20 protein-coding genes are annotated in these 21,205 nt (G+C 75.8%); 7 read left to right on the top strand and 13 right to left on the bottom strand.

The features are described 5' to 3' along the window. Positions 1-93: 93 nt before the first annotated feature. Complete coding sequence (locus tag JOF54_RS20005; protein WP_210059153.1) at positions 94-1,215, bottom strand: ScyD/ScyE family protein; 1,122 nt, start codon at positions 1,213-1,215, stop codon at positions 94-96. 176 nt (positions 1,216-1,391) lie between these two features. Next, on the bottom strand, positions 1,392-2,417 hold the full coding sequence (locus tag JOF54_RS20000) for a LacI family DNA-binding transcriptional regulator (RefSeq protein WP_210059151.1): 1,026 nt from the start codon (positions 2,415-2,417) through the stop codon (positions 1,392-1,394). A gap of 95 nt (positions 2,418-2,512) precedes the next feature. On the opposite strand from JOF54_RS20000, the gene JOF54_RS19995 reads away from it, so the two are divergent. The 5 genes from JOF54_RS19995 (at position 2,513) to JOF54_RS19975 (ending at position 7,181) form a co-directional block, all read left to right on the top strand. Beyond that, complete coding sequence (locus tag JOF54_RS19995; protein ID WP_210059149.1) at positions 2,513-3,691, top strand: Gfo/Idh/MocA family protein; 1,179 nt, start codon at positions 2,513-2,515, stop codon at positions 3,689-3,691. After that, positions 3,688-4,872 (top strand): dihydrodipicolinate synthase family protein, encoded by a 1,185-nt coding sequence (locus tag JOF54_RS19990; RefSeq protein WP_210059147.1) that lies wholly within the window; start codon positions 3,688-3,690, stop codon positions 4,870-4,872. The genes JOF54_RS19995 and JOF54_RS19990 overlap by 4 nt, the downstream gene beginning before the upstream one ends. A 1-nt stretch (position 4,873) precedes the next feature. Then, a complete protein-coding gene (locus JOF54_RS19985; RefSeq protein ID WP_210059145.1) occupies positions 4,874-5,749 on the top strand; it encodes a sugar phosphate isomerase/epimerase family protein in 876 nt (291 codons plus the stop codon). A gap of 59 nt (positions 5,750-5,808) precedes the next feature. After that, complete coding sequence (locus tag JOF54_RS19980; protein WP_245358230.1) at positions 5,809-6,648, top strand: sugar phosphate isomerase/epimerase family protein; 840 nt, start codon at positions 5,809-5,811, stop codon at positions 6,646-6,648. A gap of 95 nt (positions 6,649-6,743) precedes the next feature. Next, entirely contained in the window at positions 6,744-7,181 is a 438-nt protein-coding gene (locus JOF54_RS19975) for a YdeI/OmpD-associated family protein (protein ID WP_210059143.1), read from the top strand. Here the strand turns inward: JOF54_RS19975 and JOF54_RS19970 are convergent. The 5 genes from JOF54_RS19970 to JOF54_RS19950 all read right to left on the bottom strand — a co-directional run bounded on the left by JOF54_RS19970 (position 7,178) and on the right by JOF54_RS19950 (position 10,987). Continuing rightward, entirely contained in the window at positions 7,178-7,648 is a 471-nt protein-coding gene (locus tag JOF54_RS19970) for an SRPBCC family protein (RefSeq protein WP_210059141.1), read from the bottom strand. The genes JOF54_RS19975 and JOF54_RS19970 overlap by 4 nt on opposite strands. Positions 7,649-7,692: 44 nt before the next feature. Next, positions 7,693-8,400 (bottom strand): TetR/AcrR family transcriptional regulator, encoded by a 708-nt coding sequence (locus JOF54_RS19965; protein WP_210059139.1) that lies wholly within the window; start codon positions 8,398-8,400, stop codon positions 7,693-7,695. 112 nt (positions 8,401-8,512) lie between these two features. Continuing rightward, positions 8,513-9,268 (bottom strand): hypothetical protein, encoded by a 756-nt coding sequence (locus JOF54_RS19960; protein ID WP_210059137.1) that lies wholly within the window; start codon positions 9,266-9,268, stop codon positions 8,513-8,515. 47 nt (positions 9,269-9,315) lie between these two features. Next, positions 9,316-10,557, bottom strand: a complete 1,242-nt coding sequence (locus JOF54_RS19955) for an FUSC family protein (RefSeq protein WP_210059135.1) — start codon at positions 10,555-10,557, stop codon at positions 9,316-9,318. Between the two features lie 151 nt (positions 10,558-10,708). Continuing rightward, positions 10,709-10,987 carry a GlsB/YeaQ/YmgE family stress response membrane protein gene (locus tag JOF54_RS19950; protein ID WP_210059133.1) on the bottom strand — a complete coding sequence of 93 codons (279 nt, stop codon included), beginning with the start codon at positions 10,985-10,987 and terminating at the stop codon, positions 10,709-10,711. A gap of 227 nt (positions 10,988-11,214) precedes the next feature. Here JOF54_RS19950 and JOF54_RS19945 point away from each other — a divergent pair, with 227 nt between their 5' ends. Further along, complete coding sequence (locus JOF54_RS19945; protein ID WP_307804424.1) at positions 11,215-12,192, top strand: sensor histidine kinase; 978 nt, start codon at positions 11,215-11,217, stop codon at positions 12,190-12,192. Beyond that, the gene (locus JOF54_RS19940; protein ID WP_210059131.1) at positions 12,189-12,845 is read left to right on the top strand and encodes a response regulator; all 657 of its coding nucleotides are present in this window, start codon (positions 12,189-12,191) and stop codon (positions 12,843-12,845) included. The genes JOF54_RS19945 and JOF54_RS19940 overlap by 4 nt, the downstream gene beginning before the upstream one ends. Positions 12,846-12,944: 99 nt before the next feature. On the opposite strand, the gene JOF54_RS19935 is transcribed toward JOF54_RS19940, so the two are convergent. The 6 genes from JOF54_RS19935 to uxaC form a co-directional block, all read right to left on the bottom strand. Further along, on the bottom strand, positions 12,945-14,333 hold the full coding sequence (locus JOF54_RS19935; RefSeq protein WP_210059129.1) for a lactate racemase domain-containing protein: 1,389 nt from the start codon (positions 14,331-14,333) through the stop codon (positions 12,945-12,947). Positions 14,334-14,387: 54 nt separating this feature from the next. Then, complete coding sequence (locus tag JOF54_RS19930) at positions 14,388-15,395, bottom strand: Gfo/Idh/MocA family protein (RefSeq protein WP_210059122.1); 1,008 nt, start codon at positions 15,393-15,395, stop codon at positions 14,388-14,390. 37 nt (positions 15,396-15,432) lie between these two features. Beyond that, positions 15,433-16,599, bottom strand: a complete 1,167-nt coding sequence (locus JOF54_RS19925) for a Gfo/Idh/MocA family protein (RefSeq protein ID WP_210059120.1) — start codon at positions 16,597-16,599, stop codon at positions 15,433-15,435. A gap of 170 nt (positions 16,600-16,769) precedes the next feature. Beyond that, positions 16,770-18,299, bottom strand: a complete 1,530-nt coding sequence (locus JOF54_RS19920; protein WP_210059118.1) for a gluconokinase — start codon at positions 18,297-18,299, stop codon at positions 16,770-16,772. Next, positions 18,296-19,732, bottom strand: coding sequence for a mannitol dehydrogenase family protein (locus JOF54_RS19915; protein ID WP_210059115.1), 1,437 nt, complete (start codon positions 19,730-19,732; stop codon positions 18,296-18,298). The genes JOF54_RS19920 and JOF54_RS19915 overlap by 4 nt, the downstream gene beginning before the upstream one ends. Then, on the bottom strand, positions 19,729-21,150 hold the full coding sequence (gene uxaC / locus JOF54_RS19910; RefSeq protein WP_210059113.1) for a glucuronate isomerase: 1,422 nt from the start codon (positions 21,148-21,150) through the stop codon (positions 19,729-19,731). The genes JOF54_RS19915 and uxaC overlap by 4 nt, the downstream gene beginning before the upstream one ends. Positions 21,151-21,205 lie beyond the last annotated feature (55 nt).

Here is a 21,205-nt window from a genome sequence, read left to right as displayed (position 1 = left end):
CGAGGAGGCTCGGGGACACGCGGGTGCGCCCGCCGGCGGGCAGCGCGACGCCACCGGTGCGGGTGCACCGGTGGCGTCGGGTCGGCTGCGTGGTCAGCGCAGCGGGATGCGCACCACCTGGCCGGCGTCGGCCAGCGCGCTGCCCGTGGTCACGTACGCGGACCCGTGGTGCAGGGCGATGCCGTAGGGCAGCAGGAGGCCGCCCCGCACCGTGGTGTGCGCGGCGCCCCCGCCCCGGGGGACGCGCACCACCGAGCCCAGCGGCGGGGCCTCGGCGGCCAGGCCCTGGTCGGTCACCTGCACCACGTAGAGGCTGCCGTCCCGGTCGAAGGCGAGGTCGGTGACGTTGGTCAGCCCGGTGGCGTAGCGCGTCGGCGCCTGCCCCGGCACGACGCGCCAGATGCTCGCGGCGCCCACCGGGAAGGGGAAGCCCGTCAGCTGGCTGACGTAGAGCGCCCCGTCCGGGCCCTGCGCCACCGCCGTCGGGACGGCGTCCATGTCGACCACCCCGCCCGGGACCGGCGTGACCACCGAGGGGAAGACGGCCGTGGTGCGGATCCCGCCGTGACGTCCGAGCCGCAGCAGGGCGTTCCCCCCGGCGTCGACGACGTAGGTCCGGCCGCCGCGCGGCAGCAGGGCGACCGGGTTGGTGTCGAGGTCCGTCCCGTCCGGGTTGACGCGCGCCTCGTAGCCGCCGACGTCGGCGACGACGCGCAGCCCGGCGCTGCCCAGCCGCCCGGTGGCCACCGTGCCCAGCAGCCGGATCCCCCGCGGCTGACCGGCCCGCTCCCCCGGGTCGGCGCCCAGGCCGAGCGCGACGGTGTAGCGGTGGCCGCGGACCACGAGGTCCGACGGACCGACCGCGCCGCCCCCGGTCCCGGGGTCCGCAGCCGACGGCAGGCCGGTGACGACGCGGGTCTGCCGCCCGTGCCGGACGCGGGTGATGGCGCCGGTGGCGCCGTAGCAGGTGTCCCCCTCCGCCCCGGCGAAGCACGGACCGGCCCCGCCCACGCCGGCCTCGGCGACGTAGAGCGCGCCGCCGCTGATGTCGAGGTGGCGCGGGTTGTCGAGGCCGGTGGCGACGACCTCCAACCCCCCGGAGGAGCCGTGCCCGTGGTCACGGGCGTCGGCGGCGGGCGCGAGCCCGAGAGCGCCGAGGCCCGTCAGCAGGGAGAGGGAGGCGGCGGCGGCGCGCCGCCCGGGTCGCAGGTCCACGGGAGCTCCTGGGGAGAGGGGGCCGGCCCCGATGCCGGCCGCTCCGCACCGTAGCGACGGCGGCCCGGCCCGCGCAGGTGGCAGAACTCGTCCTGGTGGGCGGCCCGGCGTCCGCGCCATCATGCGGTCCCCGGGTCCCCGGGTCCCCGGGTCCCCGGTGCGGGGAGCGGTCGGCCTCAGCGCTGCGCGCCGGCGCTGACCCGCAGCACGACCTCGCCCTCGATGTGCACCGGACCGGGGTCGTCGGCGGCGAGAGCCAGCTCGGCGGCGCGGCGGCCCATCTCCTCCAGCGGCAGCCGGAAGGTCGTCAGCGGGGGGTCGAGGTCGCGCAGGGTCGGGATGTCGTCGAAGCCGGCCACCTCGACGTCCTCGGGCACCCGCAGCCCCCGGGCGCGGACGGCGGCCAGCGCGCCGAGCGCCATCACGTCGTTGACCGCCAGCAGGCACAGCGGCTGGTCGGCGCCGTCGGTCCCGGGACCGGCGGCCTCCAGGCAGGCCTCGGCGGCGGCCCGGCCGCCCTCGCTGGTGAACTCGCCGCGGACCTCCAGCAGCGGCTCGAGGCCGGCGGCGGCCAGGGCGCGCCGGAAGCCGGCGACGCGGTGCTGGGTGGTGACGAGCTCCTCCGGGCCGCCGAGCACGGCGAACCGGCGCCGGCCGCGGTCGACCAGGGCGGCGACGAGCCGGGCCGCGCCGTCGGCGTTGGCCACCTCGACGACCCGGGCACCGGCGAAGCCGGTGTGGCCGAACGTGACGAGCCGGCCGCCGTTGGCGGTGTAGCGCTCCAGCTCGCGGGTCAGCGCGCGGTCGGAGTGCGCCCCCCGGGAACCGGACAGGATGATCGCGTCGGTGCGGTACACGGCGAAGGCCTTGACCGCGTCGACCTCGCTCTGCTCGTGCCGGTCGGTGCTGGCCAGCAGCACCTGGCTGCGCCGCTCGCGGGCCGCGTGCTGCGCGCCCCGGACGATGCTGGAGAAGTAGGGGTCGCTGATGTCGTGGACGACCAGGCCCACCAGGCCGGTGGCCGAGCGGGCCAGCGCCTGGGCCTGCGCGTTGGCCACGTAGCCCAGCTCGTCGGCGGCGGCCCGGACCCGGACGGCGATGGCCTCCGCCGGGCTGCGCAGGGACCCGTTGAGCACCCGGGAGGCGGTCGCGAGCGACACCCCGGCGCGCAGCGCGACGTCCGTCAGCCGTACTGCTGCCACGTCTGCACGCTCCTCTCGAGGTCTTTGACGCCCTCGTGACCAGGAGTGTAGCGTGGAAAGCGCTTTCTCCGCCCCCTCCGACACAGGAGTCGTCCATGACCTCAGCCGTCGACCGACCGCGCGTCCTCCGCATCGCCATGAACGGCGTCACCGGGCGGATGGGCTACCGGCAGCACCTCCTCCGCTCGATCCTGCCGCTGCGCGAGGCGGGCGGGGTGACCCTGGCCGACGGCACCCGGGTGCAGGTGGAGCCGATCCTGGTGGGCCGCAACGAGGCCAAGCTGGTCGACCTGGCCCAGCAGCACAAGGTCGAGCACTGGACGACCGACGTCGAGAGCGTGCTCGCCGACCCCACCGTCGACGTCTTCTTCGACGCCGGCATGACGAGCCACCGGTTCGACCTCCTGCAGCGCGCCATGCGCGCCGGGAAGCACGTCTTCACCGAGAAGCCCGTCGCCGAGACCCTCGACGAGGCCGTGGCGCTGGCCGCGCTGGCCGCCGAGACCGGCATCACCGCCGGCGTGGTGCACGACAAGCTCTACCTGCCCGGGCTGGTCAAGCTGCGCCGCCTCGTCGACGAGGGCTTCTTCGGCCGGATCCTGTCCCTGCGCGGCGAGTTCGGCTACTGGGTGTTCGAGGGCGACTCCCAGGCCGCCCAGCGCCCGTCGTGGAACTACCGCACCGACGAGGGCGGCGGCATCACCACCGACATGTTCTGCCACTGGAGCTACGTGCTCGAGGGGATCATCGGACGGGTCCGCAGCGTCTCGGCGCTCAGCACCACCCACATCCCGCAGCGCTGGGACGAGCAGGGCCGGCCCTACGAGGCGACCGCCGACGACGCCGCCTACGCCGTCTTCGAGCTGGAGACCCCGGCCGGCGAGCCGGTCGTCGGCCAGATCAACTCCTCCTGGGCCGTCCGCGTGCATCGCGACGAGCTCGTCGAGTTCCAGGTCGACGGCACCCACGGCTCCGCCGTCGCCGGCCTGCAGACCTGCGTCGCCCAGCAGCGCGCGCACACCCCGAAGCCGGTCTGGAACCCCGACCTGCCGGTCACCGAGTCCTTCCGCGACCAGTGGCTCGACGTCCCCGCCAACGCCGAGCTCGACAACGGCTTCAAGCGGCAGTGGGAGGAGTTCCTGCGCGACGTGCTGGCCGGCCGGCCGCACCGCTTCGGCCTGGAGTCCGCCGCCCGCGGCGTCCAGCTGGCCGAGCTGGGCCTGCGCTCCTCCGCCGAGCGCCGCACCCTCGACGTGCCCGAGCTCGCGCTGTGACGGCGCTGCTGCTGCCGGGCCCCGACGGCGTCCTGGCCGAGCACGTGCTGGGCGCCCCCGGCGCCTGGACCCGGCCCTCGGCCCCGCTGACGTCCCGCGTCGTCTACGCCGCCGCGCACGTCGTCCCGCAGCGCTGGGCCGACAACAGCCCCGGCGCCCCGGCGGTCCTGGACTGGGACGCGACGCTGGCCTTCCGCCACGAGCTGTGGTCCTACGGGCTCGGCGTCGCCGACGCGATGGACACCGCCCAGCGCGGGATGGGCCTGGACTGGGCCGCCACCCAGGACCTCGTCAAGCGGTCCGCGGCCGAGGCCGCGTCGGTGGGCGGCATGCTGGCCTGCGGCGCGGGCACCGACCAGCTCGACCTGACGACGGTGCCCGCCGGCCGCCGGGGGCTGGACGCCGTGCTCGGCGCCTACCGGGAGCAGGTCGAGCTGGTCGCGGGCTCGGGAGCGACCGTCATCCTCATGGCCTCGCGGGCCCTGGCCGCCGTCGCGGTCGGCCCGCAGGACTACCTCGACGTCTACGGGACCCTGCTGGACGAGGTCGACCGGCCCGTCATCCTGCACTGGCTGGGGCCGATGTTCGACCCGGCGCTGGCCGGCTACTGGGGCAGCGGTGACGTCGCCGCGGCCACGGAGACGTTCCTCGAGCTGATCGAGGCGCACCCGGGGAAGGTCGACGGCGTCAAGGTCTCCCTGCTGGACGCCGCCCACGAGACCGCCCTCCGCGCCCGGCTGGCCACCCTCACCGCCCGGGTCCGGCTCTACACCGGCGACGACTTCAACTACCCCGAGCTGATCCACGGCGACGGCACCCACCACTCCGACGCCCTGCTCGGCATCTTCGCCGCCATCGCCCCGCTGGCCTCCACCGCCCTGCAGGCCTACGACGCCGGCGACGCCGACCGCGGGCACGCCCTGCTGGCCTCCACCCAGGAGCTGGGCCGGCACATCTTCAGCGCGCCCACCCCGCACTACAAGACCGGGGTCGCCTTCCTGGCCTGGCTGAACGGGCAGCAGCCCGGCTTCGTCATGGTCGGCGGCCAGCAGGCGGGCCGCTCGCTCCCCCACCTCGTGCGGACCTTCCGGCTCGCCGACGCCGCCGGGCTGCTGCGCGACCCCGAGCTGGCGGCGGCGCGGGTGCGCCAGCTGCTCGCCGTGCACGGGCTGGTGGGCTGACGTGGCGGGCTCTCCCGCCGGGACGTCCCGGCTGGCCCTCAACACGGCCACGACCAAGGCGCTGACCCTGGAGCAGGCCCTCCGGGTGGCCGCCGACGCGGGCCTGACCCACGTCGGGCTGTGGCGCGACCGCGTCGAGGAGGTCGGGCTGGAGGCCGCCGTCGACCTGGTCCGCGCGTCCGGGCTCGCCGTCTCGACGCTCTGCCGCGGCGGGTTCCTCACCGCCGCCGACCCCGACGGCATCGCCCACGCGCTCGCCGACAACCGGAAAGCGATCGAGCAGGCCGCGGCGCTGGGCGCGCCGGTGCTGGTGCTGGTCGTCGGCGGGCTGCCGCCGGGCGACACCGACCTGGCCGCCGCCCGCGGCCGCGTCGCCGACCGGCTGGCCGACCTCGTGCCGGTCGCCCGCGAGCACGGCGTCCAGCTGGCGCTGGAGCCGCTGCACCCCATGTACGTGGCCGACCGCGCCGTGCTCTCGACCCTGGGCCAGGCGCTGGACCTGGCCGCCCCGTACGCGCCGTCGGAGGTGGGCGTCTGCGTCGACACCTTCCACGTGTTCTGGGACCCGCAGCTGCCCGAGCAGGTCGCCCGGGCCGGCCGCGAGCAGCGGGTCGCCACCTACCAGGTGTGCGACTTCAACCTGCCGATCGCCGCCGACGCCCTGCTCTCGCGCGGGATGATGGGCGACGGCGTCGTCGACTTCGCGGCCGTCACCCGGCTGGTCGCCGCGACCGGCTACGCCGGGCCCGTGGAGGTCGAGATCTTCAACGCCGAGATCTGGGCCGCGCCGGCCGCGCAGGTGGTCGCGACGATGCAGGAGCGCTTCGCCGAGCTCGTGGCGCCCGCGCTGGAGCAGCCGGGGTCGGCGGCAGCCTGACCACGCGCCGTCGCTAGGGTGACGGCGAACCCCACTTCACCGAGGAAGGACCCACCCTCTTGACCACCCCTGTGCTCTCCGTCCAGCTCTACGCCGTCCGCGACCAGCTCGCCGAGGACCTCGACGCCACGATGGCCCGCCTGGCCGGCATGGGCCTGCGCGAGGTCGAGGCCTTCGACTTCGTCGACAAGGCCCCGCGCCTCGCCGAGGCCTTCACGAAGGCCGGCGTCCGGGCCCGCACCGGGCACGCCTCCCTGATGTCGGAGGGCCTCGGCCTGGACGACCCGGCGTTCAAGGCGGGGACCAAGGCCGGCCCGCCCACCCAGCAGGAGGTCTTCGAGGCCGCCAAGACGCTCGGGCTGGAGGTCGTCATCGACCCGTTCGTCGAGACCGAGCGCTGGCTGACCGAGGAGGCGGTGCTCGACAACGCCAAGCGTCTCAACGAGGCCGCCGAGAAGGCCGCCGACCACGGCCTGCGGGTGGGCTACCACAACCACGCCCAGGAGTTCCTGGCCACCATCCGCGGCGTCACCGCCTACGAGTTCTTCGCCGACCAGCTCCGCGACGACGTGGTGCTGGAGGTGGACCTGTACTGGGCCGCGACGGGCAAGCAGGACGTGACCGCCCTGCTCGGCCGGGTGGGCGAGCGCGTCCGCGCCCTGCACCTCAAGGACGGCGTCATCGGCGCGAACCCCTTCGAGCCCGGCGCCGCCCGGATGGACCCGGAGACGCTCGACCAGCGCCCCGCGGGCGAGGGCGACCTGCCGCTGCTCGACTACCTCGCGGCCGCCCCGAACACCGAGTTCGGCGTCATCGAGTTCGACCACTACGGCGGCGGGCACATCTACGACGGCATCGAGGCCAGCGTGCGCTACTTCAACGAGCACGGCCTGCGCTGACCTGACGGGCTCCCCCGCAGCAGAACGCGTGAACGGATGGTGGGTCTACCCGCCATCCGTTCACGCGTTCTGCGTCCAGGCGGCATGCTGAGCCCGTGAGGTTCACCACCACGCTGGAGGCCGCGGGCAGGACCGCGACCGGGCTCGAAGTGCCGGCCGAGGTCGTCGAGGCGCTGGGCGCCGGCAAGCGGCCCAAGGTCGCCGTCACCCTCCGCGGGCACACCTACCGGACGAGCATCGGAGTGATGGGCGGCCGCTCCCTCATCCCCGTCAGCGCCGAGGTCCGGGCCGCGAGCGGCGTCGCCGCCGGTGACCGGGTGGAGGTCGAGGTCGTCGTCGACGACGACCCGCGCGAGGTCGTCGTCCCCGAGGACCTGGTGTCCGCCCTCGCCGCCGAGCCCGGCGCCGCCCCGGCGTTCGCCGCCCTCTCCTACAGCCTCCAGCGCCGCCACGTGCTGGCCGTCGAGGGCGCCAAGGCCGCCGAGACGCGCGCCCGTCGGGTGGCCGCCGTCGTCGCCGCCGTGACGGCCTAGGCCGGCGTCGCCTCGCTGACGGTGCGGAGCCGGGCCAACCCCTTCTCGAAGTCGGGGCCGAGCAGCCGGTCCATCGAGGTGAGCAGACCCATCAGCCGGGTGGCCGCCGTCGTCCGGCCGGTCATGGTCCACGTCACCCGGCAGCCCGTGCCGTGCGGCTCGATCCTGAACCAGGTGTCGTTGTGCGCCCTGAACGGCTTCTCGAACCGGAGGTCGACGCGGACCAGCGACGGAGGCACCGATTCGGTGACCTCCATCCGGCCCCGGCCGGCCTTCCGGTTGCCGGACCACGCGTAGCCGGCCCCCGGTCCCGAGTCCGGACCCGTGTAGTGCCGCTCCAGCGCCGGGTCGACGCCTTCCCACGGCGACCAGGCGGTCCACCGGTGGAAGTCCGCGATGTGCGGGTGGACGCGCTCCGGCGGCGCGTCGACCAGGACGCTGCGCTCCACGGTGTAGGTGTCGGCCATGCTCGGAGGTTAGCCCTCCACAGGCCTGGCGGAGCCGATGCCCGCTACTGCGAGAGCACCATCTCCAGCCGGTCCAGCAGCGTCTCCAGGCCGACCTCGAACTCCTCGTCGCTGCGGTCCTCGCTGAGCAGCGGCCGCAGCCGCCGCGTCGTCGGGGTGTCGGCGAGGTCGCGGAGCCCGTCGCGGTGCGGGATCTGGGCGTCGCCCTCGTCGAACGGCTCCTCGACCGGCGCCGTGTCTGCCCCGCGCGCCGCCGACTCCAGCAGCAGGTGGCCCAGCAGGAAGCTGCTGAAGGCCCGGTAGGCGTCGGCGACCTGCTGGTCGGTGAAGCCGTGGCCGGACAGCACCGTCAGGAAGTCCTCGACGAGGTCGACGCTGCGCAGCGGCGGCCGCAGCCACGGCGCCGCCGGGTGCCGGGTGGCGATCAGCGGGAACGCGGCCGCGTGCTCGACGGCCACCCGGCGGACGGCGTGGGCCAGCGTCTGCAGGTAGCCCTGCCAGGTGCCGGTCAGCTGCGGGTCCAGGTCCTCGCGCAGCCCGCTGACCAGGGAGGCGACGACGGCCTCCAGCAGGTCCTCGCGGCCGCTGACGTAGCGGTACAGGGCCATCGCGCCGACGCCGAGCCGCTGGCCGACGGCCCGCATGCTGACGTTCTGCAGCCCGTCCTCGTCGATGAGCTCCAGCGCGGCCCGGACCACCAGCGCCCGGCTGAGCCCCGCCGACCGGCTCTCCCGCTCGTCCTGCTGCCCCACGGCTGACCGTCCTCACCTGCGCGCGTCGCGGCGGCCGACCGGACGCCCCGCTCAGGTTACGGGCGGACGGCCCGGCTCCTGCCGCGGGTGCGTCCGCCGGCCGGACGCCGGCTCAGCGGAGCAGGGCCGCCGTCTGCCGGGAGGCCTTGCGGATGCCGCCGCGCTCGTCCAGCCAGCCGCCGACCAGCCCGACCACGGGCAGCTTGCCCAGCCCCCGGGAGACGAGGCTGCCGCGCGGCCGCTCGTCCAGCAGGCTGCTGAGCTCCCAGAGGGTGCCGGCCAGCTTCCACAGCGTCAGCGCCGCCCGCGCCGCGCCGCGGCCGAGCCGGGCCAGGGTGCGCCGGTCGGGCTCGGCCCCGGCGTCGTCGTCCAGCCGGCGCTCGGCCTCGGCGTCGTCGGCCGAGGGCACCGCCGGCGCGGGCAGCGCGCGGTCGAACAGCACCCGGGCCAGCAGCGGCACCCAGTCCGCGGGGTCGGTGCGACCGTGCTCGCGGGCGGTCGCGCAGACGGCCAGGCCGGCGGCGCAGGCCCCCAGCGCGGGCTGCAGCGGGATGCGGTCGGCCAGGACGCCGGCCACCCGGGGCGCGGCGGCGGCCAGCCCGGCGCTGACGCCGATCCGCGTCACCCACCAGTCGACGCGGCGCTTCAGCGGCTGCTGGTCCCAGACGGGTGAGGCGGGGGTGGTGTCGCCGAGGGCGCGGTCCCTGAGCGCGTCCAGCACCTTGGCCGGGAACCGGGCCGAGGGCGGCGGCTCGTCGTCCAGGCCGAGCCAGCGCTGCGGGTCGGCGAGCACCCGGCCGACCATCCGGGCGTAGAGGTCGAGCGCTCGCACCACGCGCTCGTCGTCGATCTCCTGCGGCTGGGCCACGATGTCTCCTCGTCGGTGCTGGGCCCGGGGGCCGGGGACCCACCAGCCTAGGGGGCCGGGCCCGGACCCTGACGCCGCTGCAGCCACGCCGCGCCCCGCCGCTCGATGTGCTCGAGGTCGAGCTGGCGCAGCACCTCCTCGACGGCCGCGAGCACCGAGCCCTGCAGCATCCACAGGCCGGTCTGCTGGCGCGGGTCGACGTCCAGCAGCACCAGCTCGGTGAGCACGGCGCGGGTCTCGCGGACGATGTCGAGGGTGCGCGAGAGCAGCGCGTCGACCCGGTCGACGTTGCCGCCCCCGAACTCGGCGCTGACCAGGTCGCCGAAGCCGCGCAGGGCGTCGGCCACGTCGTCGAGGACGACGGCGAAGGCCCGCCGCAGCTCCGGGGTGAGGGAGCGGTCGTCGGGCCCGCCGGGCTCGGGCGCCTCCCGGCCGATGACCACGAGCAGGGCGCGCTCGGCGGCCAGGCAGCGGGCCAGGCGGTCGAGCGCGTCGCGCAGGCCGGGGTGGACGACGTCGGCGGTGAGCGCGCGGGGGTTGAGCCGCCGGCTCTCCTCCACGGTGCGGACGGCGGCCGCGGCGGCGTCGACGTCGCGGTCGAGGTCCTCGGTCCAGGCGAACCAGGCCGCGACCTCCTCGGGGTGCGGCGCCCGGTCGGTGAGGCTGAGGGCCACCTCGTCGAGCAGCGCCGCCTGCGACCGCGCGACCTGGCGGACGGCGGCGGTGGCGCGGGCGCTGGGGATGGAGACCGGGACCAGCAGGCTGAAGGCGATGCCCACCACGGTGCCGATGAGGGTGTTGACCACCCGGACCTCGGCGGCCAGCCCCGGCACGGCGACGGCCAGGATGAGCATGGCGCTGATGGGCGCCTCGAGGGACTGGTCGCCCAGCCGGAACACCTTGGCCAGGCCGAGCGAGGCGGCGATGACGGCGGCCAGGCTCCACCACGACAACCCGATCCCGCTGGTCACGCCGACGGCGACGAGCACCCCGGTCAGCACCGCGCCCACCCGCACCAGGCCCATCTGCAGGGTGCCGACGGTGGTGGCCTGGACGACGAGCAGGGCCGTCAGCGGGGCGGTGAGGTCGCGGATCCCGGGCGAGACGGTGTCGGCGATGACGTAGGCGACGGTGGCCGCCACGGTGAGCCGGGCGATCTGGGTGGCGGCGGGCCGCAGGCGGTCCGGGACCGCGGACCACGACGTCGGGTAGGAGGGCCAGACCCACCACAGCAGGCGGCGGGCGCTGGACCGCGCCCGCGCCCGGACCCGGTCGAGCCGCTGCGCCACGGCCCCAGTCTGGACCCCGGGCCCGGCGACGGGGAGGGGCCGCCCTCGCCGCCGCCCGCGCCGGGGGCGGCGAGCCCGGGAGCCGGACCGGCCCCGGACGCAGCAGGACCCGGGACCGTGGGTCCCGGGTCCTGCTGCTGGTGCTGGTGGATCAGACGGTGCGCGCCCCGCCCGAGCGGCGCTTCACGGCCAGGTAGATCACGAGCACGATGATCGCGCCGATGATCGAGCCGATCCAGCTGGAGGGCTGGACGAAGCCGTTGCCGCTGCCGAACAGCAGCCGACCGAGGAAACCGCCGACGAACGAGCCGACGATGCCGAGCAGGATGGTCTGCAGGATGCTCATCGACTGGCGACCGGGCACGACGGCCCGCGCGATGAAGCCGGCGATGAGGCCGATGACGATGAGCCCGATGATGGTGCCGAGCATGGTGCCTCCCGAGGACGTGGTGGGTGGTGCTTCCGCGCGGTGGCCGGCGCCCGCCCCCCGGGTCGGGGGCCGGGCGGTCGCAGCCTTGCTGTCGACCACCGCGCGACCCAGTCTGGTGGGCCGGCCAGCCCCGGACCATCGGGGCTAGCCCCCATCTTCGCCGTCGACCGCGGGCGGCCCGGCCCGTCCGGTGGACACCGCACCCCGGCGTGGCGCACGTTGGGGGCGTGGCGTCCTTCTCCTCCCTGCCCGTCTACTGGCGGGTCTGCCTGATCAACGCGGCCCTGTTCCTGCTGGCCACGGTGATCCTGGTCGTGAGCCCGACCAGCGTCGGCCCCGACATGTCCCTCGGCGAGCTGGGGGTGCTGGCCGTCGGCCTCGGGGCGATCATGGTCGCCAACGCCCTGCTGCTGCGCAGCAGCCTGGTGCCGCTGGACCGGCTGGTCGGGCAGATGCAGCGGATGGACCTGCAGGGGCTGGGCGAGCGGCTGCCCGACACCCGCGACGGCTCGCTGCAGCCCCTGGTCACCAGCTTCAACGCCATGTCGTCGCGGCTGGAGCTGGAGCGCGCGCGCAGCAACGCCGTCGCGCTGGCCGCCCAGGAGGCCGAGCGGCACCGGATCGCCCGCGAGCTGCACGACGAGATCGGCCAGGGCCTCACCGTCGTCCTGCTGGGGCTGCAGCGCGCCGTCGCCGACGCCCCGCCCGCGCTGGCCGACGAGCTGCGGACCGTCCAGGAGACGGCCCGGGCCAGCCTGCACGAGGTCCGCGAGGTCGCCCGCCGGCTCCGTCCCGGGCTGCTGCAGGACCTCGGCCTGGTCAGCGCGCTCTCGGCGCTGGCCACCGACCTGACGACGTCGACGGGGACGGCGGTCGACCGGCGCTTCGACGCGCGGCTGCCCCCGCTCAGCGAGGAGCAGGAGCTGGTGCTCTACCGCGTCGCGCAGGAGGCGCTGACGAACGCCGCCCGGCACGCCGGCGCCCGGCACGTGCGCCTCCAGCTGGGCGTCGACCCCGACGGCGTCGAGCTGGTCGTGGCCGACGACGGCCGCGGGCTCGACGGGTCCCCGGAGGGCTCGGGGCTGCGCGGGATGCGCGAGCGGGCCCTGCTGGTGGGCGGCCGGCTGGCCGTCCGCTCCCCCGGCACCGGCGGCGGCACCGAGATCCGGCTGCGGGTGCCCGTGCGGGCGGAGGTGCCCGCGTGAGCGCGTCGGAGGTGCGGATCCTGCTGGCCGACGACCACGCCCTGGTGCGGCACGGGGTGCGGCTGGTGCTGGAGAGCCGGCCGGGGCTGCGCGTGGTGGCCGAGGCGGGCGACGGCGCCGAGGCGGTGGCGCTGGCCCGGCGCGAGCCCGTCGACCTCGCCGTGCTCGACGTCTCGATGCCGCGGATGACCGGCCTGCAGGCGGCACGCGAGCTGGCCCGGCTCGACCCGGCGCCGCGCATCCTAATGCTCTCGATGTACGACCACGACCAGTACTTCTACGAGTCGCTGCGGGCGGGCGCCTCGGGCTACGTCCTCAAGTCCGCGGCCGACCTCGACCTGCTGGCCGCCTGCGACGCCGCCATGCGCGGCGAGCCGTTCCTCTACCCGGCGGCGATGGCCTCGCTGATGCGCAGCTACCTCGACCAGGTCCGCCGCGGCGTGGAGCCGAAGGCGAACCCGCTGACCCCGCGCGAGGACGAGGTGCTCAAGCTCATCGCCGAGGGCCGGTCGTCCCGGGAGATCGCCGAGGAGCTGGTGATCAGCCCCAAGACCGTCGAGCACCACCGCGCGAACGTGCTGCACAAGCTGGGCATGCGCGACCGCACCGAGCTCACCCGCTACGCCATCCGCGCGGGCCTGATCGAACCCTGACCGCCGCCGCCCGCGCCCACCTGGGCGGGCGCCGAGTTGTCAGACGTGAGATCGGCCAGGACCGATCCCCGTTCTGACAGGTCGGCCCCAGGAGAGGGGTCAGCCGTCGAGGCCGGTCTCCGGGGGCTGGCGGCCGTCGGGCTCGCCCGCGCCGGGGGCGCCGCCGGGCCGCAGCCGGTAGAGCACCTCGCCGGCGTGGGGCTCGACGAAGGTGTCGGGGTCGGCGGCGTAGGCGTCGACGTCCACCGTCGCGGGGTCGAGGTAGCGCAGGTTCACCGCCTCCACCACCTCCCGGGGGATCCCGGTGGCCAGCGTCACGGTGACCCGGTTCCGCTCGCCGTGCTCGGGGTCCCAGGTGCCCTGGCCGCGCAGGTGGGTGGAGTGGGCCAGGTCGCCCCAGGGCCGGTCGCGGAACCGCTCCCACTGGCCGAGGAAGTAGTCCCGGTTGTGGTACCCGATCTCGACGATGTCGGGGTGCATCACCGACACCTCGGTGATGTGCGGTGCGTAGATGATCACCTCGCCGCCGTCGGCGACCACCGGCTCCAGCTTGTAGAAGCCCTTGGCCGCGGTCCAGATGTCCTCGTACTTGGTCGGCATCACCGACAGCACCCGGCGGACGGGGGCGTCGCGGTAGCTGACGTGGGTCTCGGCCGACACCGCGGCGCAGGCGGCCCAGGCGTCCTCGGGCGTCCCGAAGGCGGCCGCGTGCAGGGTGTCGGTCCCGGACGCGACGACGAGGCACAGCGCCAGCCGCCGGGCCGGGATCATCGCCGCCGCCTCGTTGACCAGCGCCCGGACCGGCGTGACGCCGCGGGTGCCGATCACCTCCGCGCTGGTGATCAGCGCGCCGACCCAGTGCGAGAGGTCGATCAGCTCCTGGCCGGAGACGCCCGGGAAGAAGTACTTGTTGCCGCCGGAGAACCCGACCACCTCGTGCGGGAAGACGGGCCCGACGACGACCGCGACGTCGGCCTCGGCGACGTGCCGGTTGATCCGGACGTCGACGGAGAGGTCGCTCATCAGACCGCCGGTGAGCTCGGCCATCCGCTCCGCCCCGATGGTGCCGAGGTCGACGAAGGTCTCCGGGTCGCCGGACGCGTGGTTGAGGATCGTCCAGCCGGGATAGGTGCCCGCGCTGTCCCCGGCGGTGAAGCCGAGGTGGCGGGCCAGGTGCTCCTCGCTCATCGCCTGGTGGGTGCCGAGGGCGACGACGACGGTGACCTCGCGCGCGCGGCCGGCCAGGGCGTCGCGGACCGCGCCGAGCAGCAGCGGGAGCGGGCAGGTGCGGGTGCCGTCGGGCACGACCAGGCAGACCGACGCGCCGTCGAGGTCGGCGTCCGCGAGCGCGGCGGCCACGAAGGCCGTGACCTGCGCGTCGTCGAGCCGCTCCCCCGGCCCGCCGGTGGTGCGCGCCCGGGCGGGGTCGCCCGGCTCGGTCCCGAAGGCGTGCTCGGCGCCGGCCGGACGGGTGGGGGTGGTCGTCATGCGCCCAGCCTGCCGCGCCGCCGCGCCACCGGGCCAGGGGCCCCCGCGCCCGGCTCAGGCAACGGCGTCGCCGAGGTCGGGGTAGCTCTGCCGGTAGACGTCCTTGACGATCCGCAGCGACTTCAGCGCCTCCCGCGGGCTGATCCAGAAGGGCTCCGGGTCGCCGAGGCGGGCGTAGAAGTCGGCGAGCAGCAGCTCGTGGGAGACGCCCCAGTACGAGCGGCCGCCCGACGCGGCCGTCCGCTCCTGGACGGTCTCGGTGCGGCCGTCGGCGTGGGCGATGGTGAGGTCGCCGCGGAGGCTCAGCGTGGCCCCCTCGGTGACGACGTCGAGGGTGACCGGGGCGTTCGCGGCGTGGGCGAGGGTGGCGTAGAAGACGCTGCGGGCGCCGGAGGCGTGCTGCAGGGCGATCTCGGCGGTGTCCTCGACCTCGATCGCGTCGGCCAGGGCCCGGGTGCTCGCGTGCCCCTCCACGCGCGTGACGTCGCCCATCAGCCACTGCACGAGGTCGACGGTGTGGATGGCCTGGTTCATCAGCAGGCCGCCGCCGCTGCCGGCCCAGGTGGAGCGCCACGGCCGGTTCTCGTAGTAGCTGGCGTCCCGGTGCCAGACGACGGTGGCCGCGGCCCCGCGGACCGCCCCCAGCTCGCCCGAGGCGAGGCGCTCCTGCAGCGCCCGGACGGCGGCGTTGTAGCGGTTCTGGAAGCAGACGGCGATCTTCGCCCCGCCGGCCTCCGCCGCGACGGCCAGCCGCTCGCCGTCGGCGAGGGTGGAGGCCACCGGCTTCTCCAGCACGACGTGCACCCCCTCCGCGAGGGCGGCGAGTGCCACCTCGACGTGGGTGTGGTGCGGGGTGGTGACGTGGACGACGTCGGGCCGGACCTGCGCCAGCAGCGCCGCCGGGTCGGCGAAGCCGGGGACGCCGTACTTCTGCGCGGCCGCCTCCCGCCGCCCGGCGTCGGGCTCGACGACCCCGACCAGCTCGACGTCGGGCAGGGAGGCGAGGGCGTCGAGGTGGACGACGGAGACGTCGCCGCACCCGATCACGGCTGCTGTGGGCATGGTTCTCCTGGTGCTGCGGTGGGGGCGGGACGTGGGCTCAGGAGCGCTCGGGGAACGCGCCCTCGGCGCGGATCCGGACGTTGAGCTCGGTGAGGTAGAGGTCCTCGTCGAGGTCCAGCGGGACCTCGCGGCCCGTCCAGCCCGAGAGGTGGATGGCGTTGGCGAGGCGGACGCCGTGGATGCCGTCCGCGCCGGGGGCGATCAGCGGGGTGCCGTCGAGGATGTTGGCCGCGAAGTTCTCCAGCACGCCGGCGTGCTGACCGCCCCACACCGACTCGAACTCCAGCACCTCGGTGGAGAGGTACTGGTCGGTCTTGAGCCCGCCGCTGAACAGCAGCTTGGCGCCGGCGGCGTCGATCGAGTCGCTGATCTCGCGCTCGGGCTTGCTGAGGCGGGTGACGGTGGCCCGCTTGCTGCCCTCGACGACGATCTTGCCGTTGTCGCCGAGGATCTCGAACCGGTCGGTGCCGGCGATGTCGTGGGTGGCGGTGACCAGGACGCCGGTGGCGCCGTCGCCGTAGTCGACCATCACGCTGACCTCGTCCTCGACGGCGATGTCGCGCCGGAAGCCGAAGCCCAGCTTGGCGTAGACCGACTGCGGCCGGCCGCAGATCCACTGCCACAGGTCCAGCTGGTGGGGGGCCTGGTTGACCAGGACGCCGCCGCCCTCGCCGCCCCAGGTGGCGCGCCAGGCGCTCTGGTCGTAGTAGCCCTGCGGCCGCCACCAGGTGGTGATGATCCAGCTGGTGTGGCGGATCGCGCCCAGCTCGCCGCTGTCGACGATCTTCTTGATCGCCTGGTACAGCGGGTTGTTGCGCTGGTTGAACATGATCGCGAAGGTCAGCTCGGGGTGCTGCGCGGCGACGGCGTTGAGCTCGGCCACCTGGCGGGTGTAGACGCCGGCCGGCTTCTCGACCAGCGCGTGCACGCCGGCCTCCAGGGCCGCGATGCCCATCGCGGGGTGCAGGTAGTGCGGGACGCAGGTGACGACGGCGTCCACGTCCCCGCTGGCCAGCAGGGCGGCGTAGTCGGCGTGGGCGGGGACGCCGGGGTGCCGCTCCTGCCCGCGGGCCAGGGCCTCGGGGTCGCTGTCGCAGAGGGCGCCGATGACCATGCCGGGCACCCGGCCGTCCGCGATCAGCCGGCCGTACATCGACCCCTGGGCCCCCAGGCCCACGATGCCCAGTCTCACCGCGTCCGTCATCGACGTCTCCTCGTCCTCGTGCACGCTCCCCCCGGCGTCCGGGGAGGGGGCCGTGACCGGCCCGCACGACCACCGTCGCCGCTGCCCGCGCGGCCGGCCAACAAGTTGCCGGAAGTTGCCGTCGGGTCACGGCCGCCGGCTGCGGACCCGCCGGACCGGGCGCCGGGGCGTCAGGACGGGCGGACGGGCGGCACCGCGAAGGCGTCGGCGACGGCGGTGTAGGAGCGCACGAGGTCGGGGAAGCCCGCCCGCAGCGCGGCGTAGGTGGCGAGGTCCTCCGGCGTCACCGCGACCGGCGCCGGGTCCTCGACCGGTCCGCGCAGCGCGGCCAGCGCGGCGGGCAGGTCGGGCGCCCCGCCCAGGGCGTACCAGCCGAGCGCGGTGGCCCCGAGCGCGGTCCCGCCCGCGCCCGTCTCGACGACCAGCGGCCGGGCGAGCACGGCGGCCATCACCGTCCGCCACAGCGGCGAGCGGAAGGTGCCGCCGGTGGCTCGCACCTCGCGGACGGGGGCGACGTGCTCCAGCGCGTCGGCGATCGTGCTCACCTGCAGGCAGACGCCCTCCAGGGCGGCGCGCAGGAAGTGCGGCCGGGTGTGCCGGAGCCGGACGCCGAAGTAGGCCCCGGCCGGGTCGGGGTCCCAGACGGGTGCCCGCTCGCTGAGCAGGTAGGGCAGCATGACGAGCCCGTCGCTGCCGGGCGGCGCCTCCGCGGCCAGCGCCAGCAGCTCGGTGTCGGCGTCCTCGCCCGTCAGCTCGGCGGCGAAGGTGTCCCGCGCCCAGCGCATCGCGATGCCGCCGTTGCTGACGGCTCCGCCGACCACCCACAGGTCGTCGGTCAGCGCGTAGCAGAAGAGCGACCCGGACGGGTCGGTGCGCGGGCCGTCGACGGCCATCCGGACCGCCCCGCTGGTGCCGAGCGAGAGCCCGGCCACCCCGGGCGCGATCGCCCCGGTGCCCAGGTTGCCCAGCGGACCGTCGGCGGCACCGACGACGACGGGCAGCCCGGCGGGCAGGCCCGTGCGGCGGGCCGCGTCGGGGGCCAGCTCCAGGACCGTCGTGGTGGGCAGCACCGGCGGCAGCTGGTCGCGCCGGACGCCGGCCAGGGCCAGGGCGTCGTCGTCCCAGTCGCGGGCGACGCTGCCCAGCAGGCCGGTCGCCGACGCGCTGGACAGCTCGGTGACCAGCTCACCGGTCAGGTGCAGCAGCAGCAGGTCCTTGAGCCCGACCCACCAGCGCACCGCCGCCGCGGTCTCCTGCTCGTGGCGGGCGAACCAGACGAGCTTCACCAGCGGGCTCATCGGGTGCACGGGGGTGCCGGTGCGGCGCAGCAGCTCCGCGGCCCGGCCGTCCGCCCGCAGCTCGCGCGCCTCGGCGCTGGAGCGGGCGTCGGCCCAGGTGATGACCGGCGTGACCGGCGCGCGGCGGTCGTCGAGGCCCAGCAGCGCGTGCTGGGCGCAGCCGACCGAGACCCCGACGACCCGGGCGTCCCCGAGGTCGGCCAGGCACGCGGCCAGCGTGGCGTCGACGGCGGCCAGCACCGTCGCCGGGTCCTGCACGTGCCAGCCGGGGCGCGGGTGGGTCGAGGGGTGCTCCCGCGAAGCCTCGGCGACCTGGCCGCGGCCGGAGGTGGAGAAGGCGGCGACCTTGACCGCCGTGGTCCCGACGTCGAGGCCCAGCAGCACCTCGTCCGGGGCGCTCACGCGTCCGGCACCAGCAGCGCGGCGCGCTCGCGGACCAGGTCGACGAGGGCGTCGTCGCCGCCCAGCCCGGGCTCCAGGGTGTCCAGCACCGCGGGCACGGCCGTCGCGAGGTCGCCCGCGGTGGCCGCGGACCGGGCCGCGTCCGCCCCGGGGTCGTTGACCGGCGCGCCGTGGCCGCGCAGGTGCAGCACCCAGGCCGCGAGGGCGCTGGCGCAGCCCACCGGGAGCCGGCCGGCCGCCCGCTCGGCGCGCAGCGGCGGGAGGATGCGGACGCGCAGCTTGGTGGAGCCGTCGCCGGCGATCTGGGCCAGCCGGTGCCGGACCCGGGGGTTGGCGAAGCGGTCGAGCAGCGCCGCCCGGTAGCCGGTGACGGCGTCACCGGCCAGCTCCAGGTGGGGCGCCGCCTCGTCCCAGAAGGCCTCGACCTCGGCCCGGCAGGCCGGGTCGGCCACGGCCTCGTCGATGGTGGCGTGCCCGCGGATGCTGCCGGCGTAGGCCAGCAGGGAGTGCGAGCCGTTGAGCAGCCAGAGCTTGCGCTGCTCGAAGGGGCGGACGTCGTCGACGACCCGCACCCCGGCCTCCTCCCAGCGGGGCCGGCCGGCCGGGAAGCGGCCGGCGACGACCCACTCGCTGAAGGGCTCGGTGGGCACCGGCTCGGCGTCGACGTAGCCCTGGTGCGCGGTGACCAGCGCCCGGTCCTCGTCGGTGGTCGCGGGGGTGATCCGGTCGACCATCGAGGTGGCGAAGTCGACGTGGGTCTCCAGCCAGCCGACCAGGGTCGGGTCGACGAGGTCGGCCAGGTCGGTGACCACGGCCCGCGTCACCTCGCCGTTCTCGGGCAGGTTGTCGCAGGACAGCAGGGTGACCGGTCCGGCGTCAGCGGCGCGGCGGGCGAGCAGCCCGGCGACCAGCCGGGCGGGCAGCGAGGCCACCGCGGACCGGGGGTCGGCCCGCAGCGCCGCGACGTCGGCGACGACGACGTCGCGGTCGGCCTCCAGCCGGCCGTCGGGACGGGCGAGGTAACCGGGCTCGGTGACGGTGATGGTGACCACGGCGACCTCGGGCCGGGTCAGGTAGCCCAGGTAGGCCTCGTGCTCGTCGGAGGCGTGCACCGCGGAGACCGCGCCCAGCACGGCGAAGTCGTCGCCGTCGGCCCGGCGGGTGATGAGCGTGTAGAGCCCGTCCTGCGGGGCGAGGGCCGCGGCGACGTCGGGGCGCCGGCCGGTGAAGGCGGCGATCCCCCACGCCGCGGCGTCGGGCGCGGCGGCGGTGTACCAGGCCTGGTGGGCGCGGTGGAAGCTGCCGAGGCCGAGGTGGACGAGCCGGACGGGCGCGGCCGGCGGGGTGCCGGGCAGGGCGCGGGACAGCCGCGGCGGGGCCCCGGCCGCGGGCGTGCCGGCGTCGGGGGTGCCGGGGACGGTCGGGGTGCTCACAGCTTGAACGCCCGCTCCGGGTTGGCGACGACGAGGTCGTGCGCGGTCTCCAGCGCCTCGTCCTCGGTGAGCCGGTGCTCGGCCACCAGGGTGGCCAGGTAGCCGGCGTCGAGGCGGCGGGACATGTCGTGCCGGGCGGGGATGGAGCAGAACGCCCGGGTGTCGTCGATGAAGCCGGAGGTCTTGGCGAAGCCCGCCGACTCGGTGACGGCGCCGCGGTAGCGGCGGATGGCCTCCGGGGCGTCGAGGAACCACCAGGGCGCTCCCGCGTAGACCGACGGGTAGAAGCCGGCCAGCGGCGCGATCTCGCGGGAGAACACGGTCTCGTCGACGGTGAACAGCACGAGGTGGAAGCCCTCGGCGGTGCCGTAGCGGGTCAGCAGCGGCCGCAGCGCGTCCGTCAGCTCCAGCCCGACGGGGATGTCGGTGCCGACGTCGGCGCCGAACTGCTCGAACGTCGGGGTGTGGTGGTTGCGGCGGATGCCCGGGTGCAGGGTCATCACCAGGCCGTCCTCGACCGACATCCGCGCCATCTCCGAGACCAGGTGGCGGCGCAGCGCCGTCGCCTCCTCGGCGGTGATCTCGCCGCGACGGCCGCGGGCGAACAACCGGGCGGCCTCCGCCGGTCCCAGCACGTCGGTGCGGGCGTCCGGGTGGCTGTGGTCGGTGGACACGGCGCCGTGCGCCCGGAAGTAGCGGCGGCGGTCCTCCAGGGCGGCGACGAAGCCGGCGTAGTCCCCGGTGTCGACGCCGGACACCGCGGCCAGCCGGTCGAGGTCGGCGCCCCAGGTGGGCGAGGCCGCCTCCAGGTAGCGGTCGGGGCGGAAGGTCGGCACCACGCGGCCGGACCAGGTCGGGTCCTCGCTCAGCCGCCGGTGGGCGTCGAGGTCGTCGCACGGGTCGTCGGTGGTGGCCAGCAGGCTGAGGCCGAAGCGCGCGTAGAGGGCGCGCGGGCGGAACTCGGGCTGCGCCAGGCAGGCGGCGACCTGGTCGTAGACGGCGTCGGCGGTCGTGGCGTCGGGCCGGACGGTGACGCCGAAGAGCTCGGCCAGCTGCGCCTCGAACCAGTAGCGCACCGGGGTGCCGCGGAAGACCTCCCAGTGGGCGCAGACCGTGCGGAACGCCGCCCGCGACTGCTGCTCGCCCAGCGGGCCCTGGCCCACGCCCAGCGCCGACAGCTCGACGCCGTGGGCGTGCAGCAGCCGGTTGACGTAGTGGTCGGGGGTGACCAGCAGCGACGTCGGGTCGGCGAAGGGGGTGTCGTCGGCCAGCCAGGCCGCCGGCACGTGGCCGTGCGGGGAGACGACGGGCAGCTCGGCCACGGAGGCGTGCAGCCGCCGGGCGACGTCCCGCACCCCCGGGTCGGCGGGGAACAGCCGGTCGGGGTGCAGCTCGAGGGGGGCAGGGGTCGCGGGCATGGCGTCATCCTCCCCGCAGCCCCGGGCCGGCGGGCAACAAGTTGCCGGTTGTTGC

The organism is Microlunatus capsulatus, assembly GCF_017876495.1.
GTDB classification, from domain to species: domain Bacteria; phylum Actinomycetota; class Actinomycetes; order Propionibacteriales; family Propionibacteriaceae; genus Microlunatus; species Microlunatus capsulatus.
The sequence above is the reverse complement of the archived record's forward strand: the minus strand, read 5'-3'. Positions and strand labels throughout refer to the sequence as shown.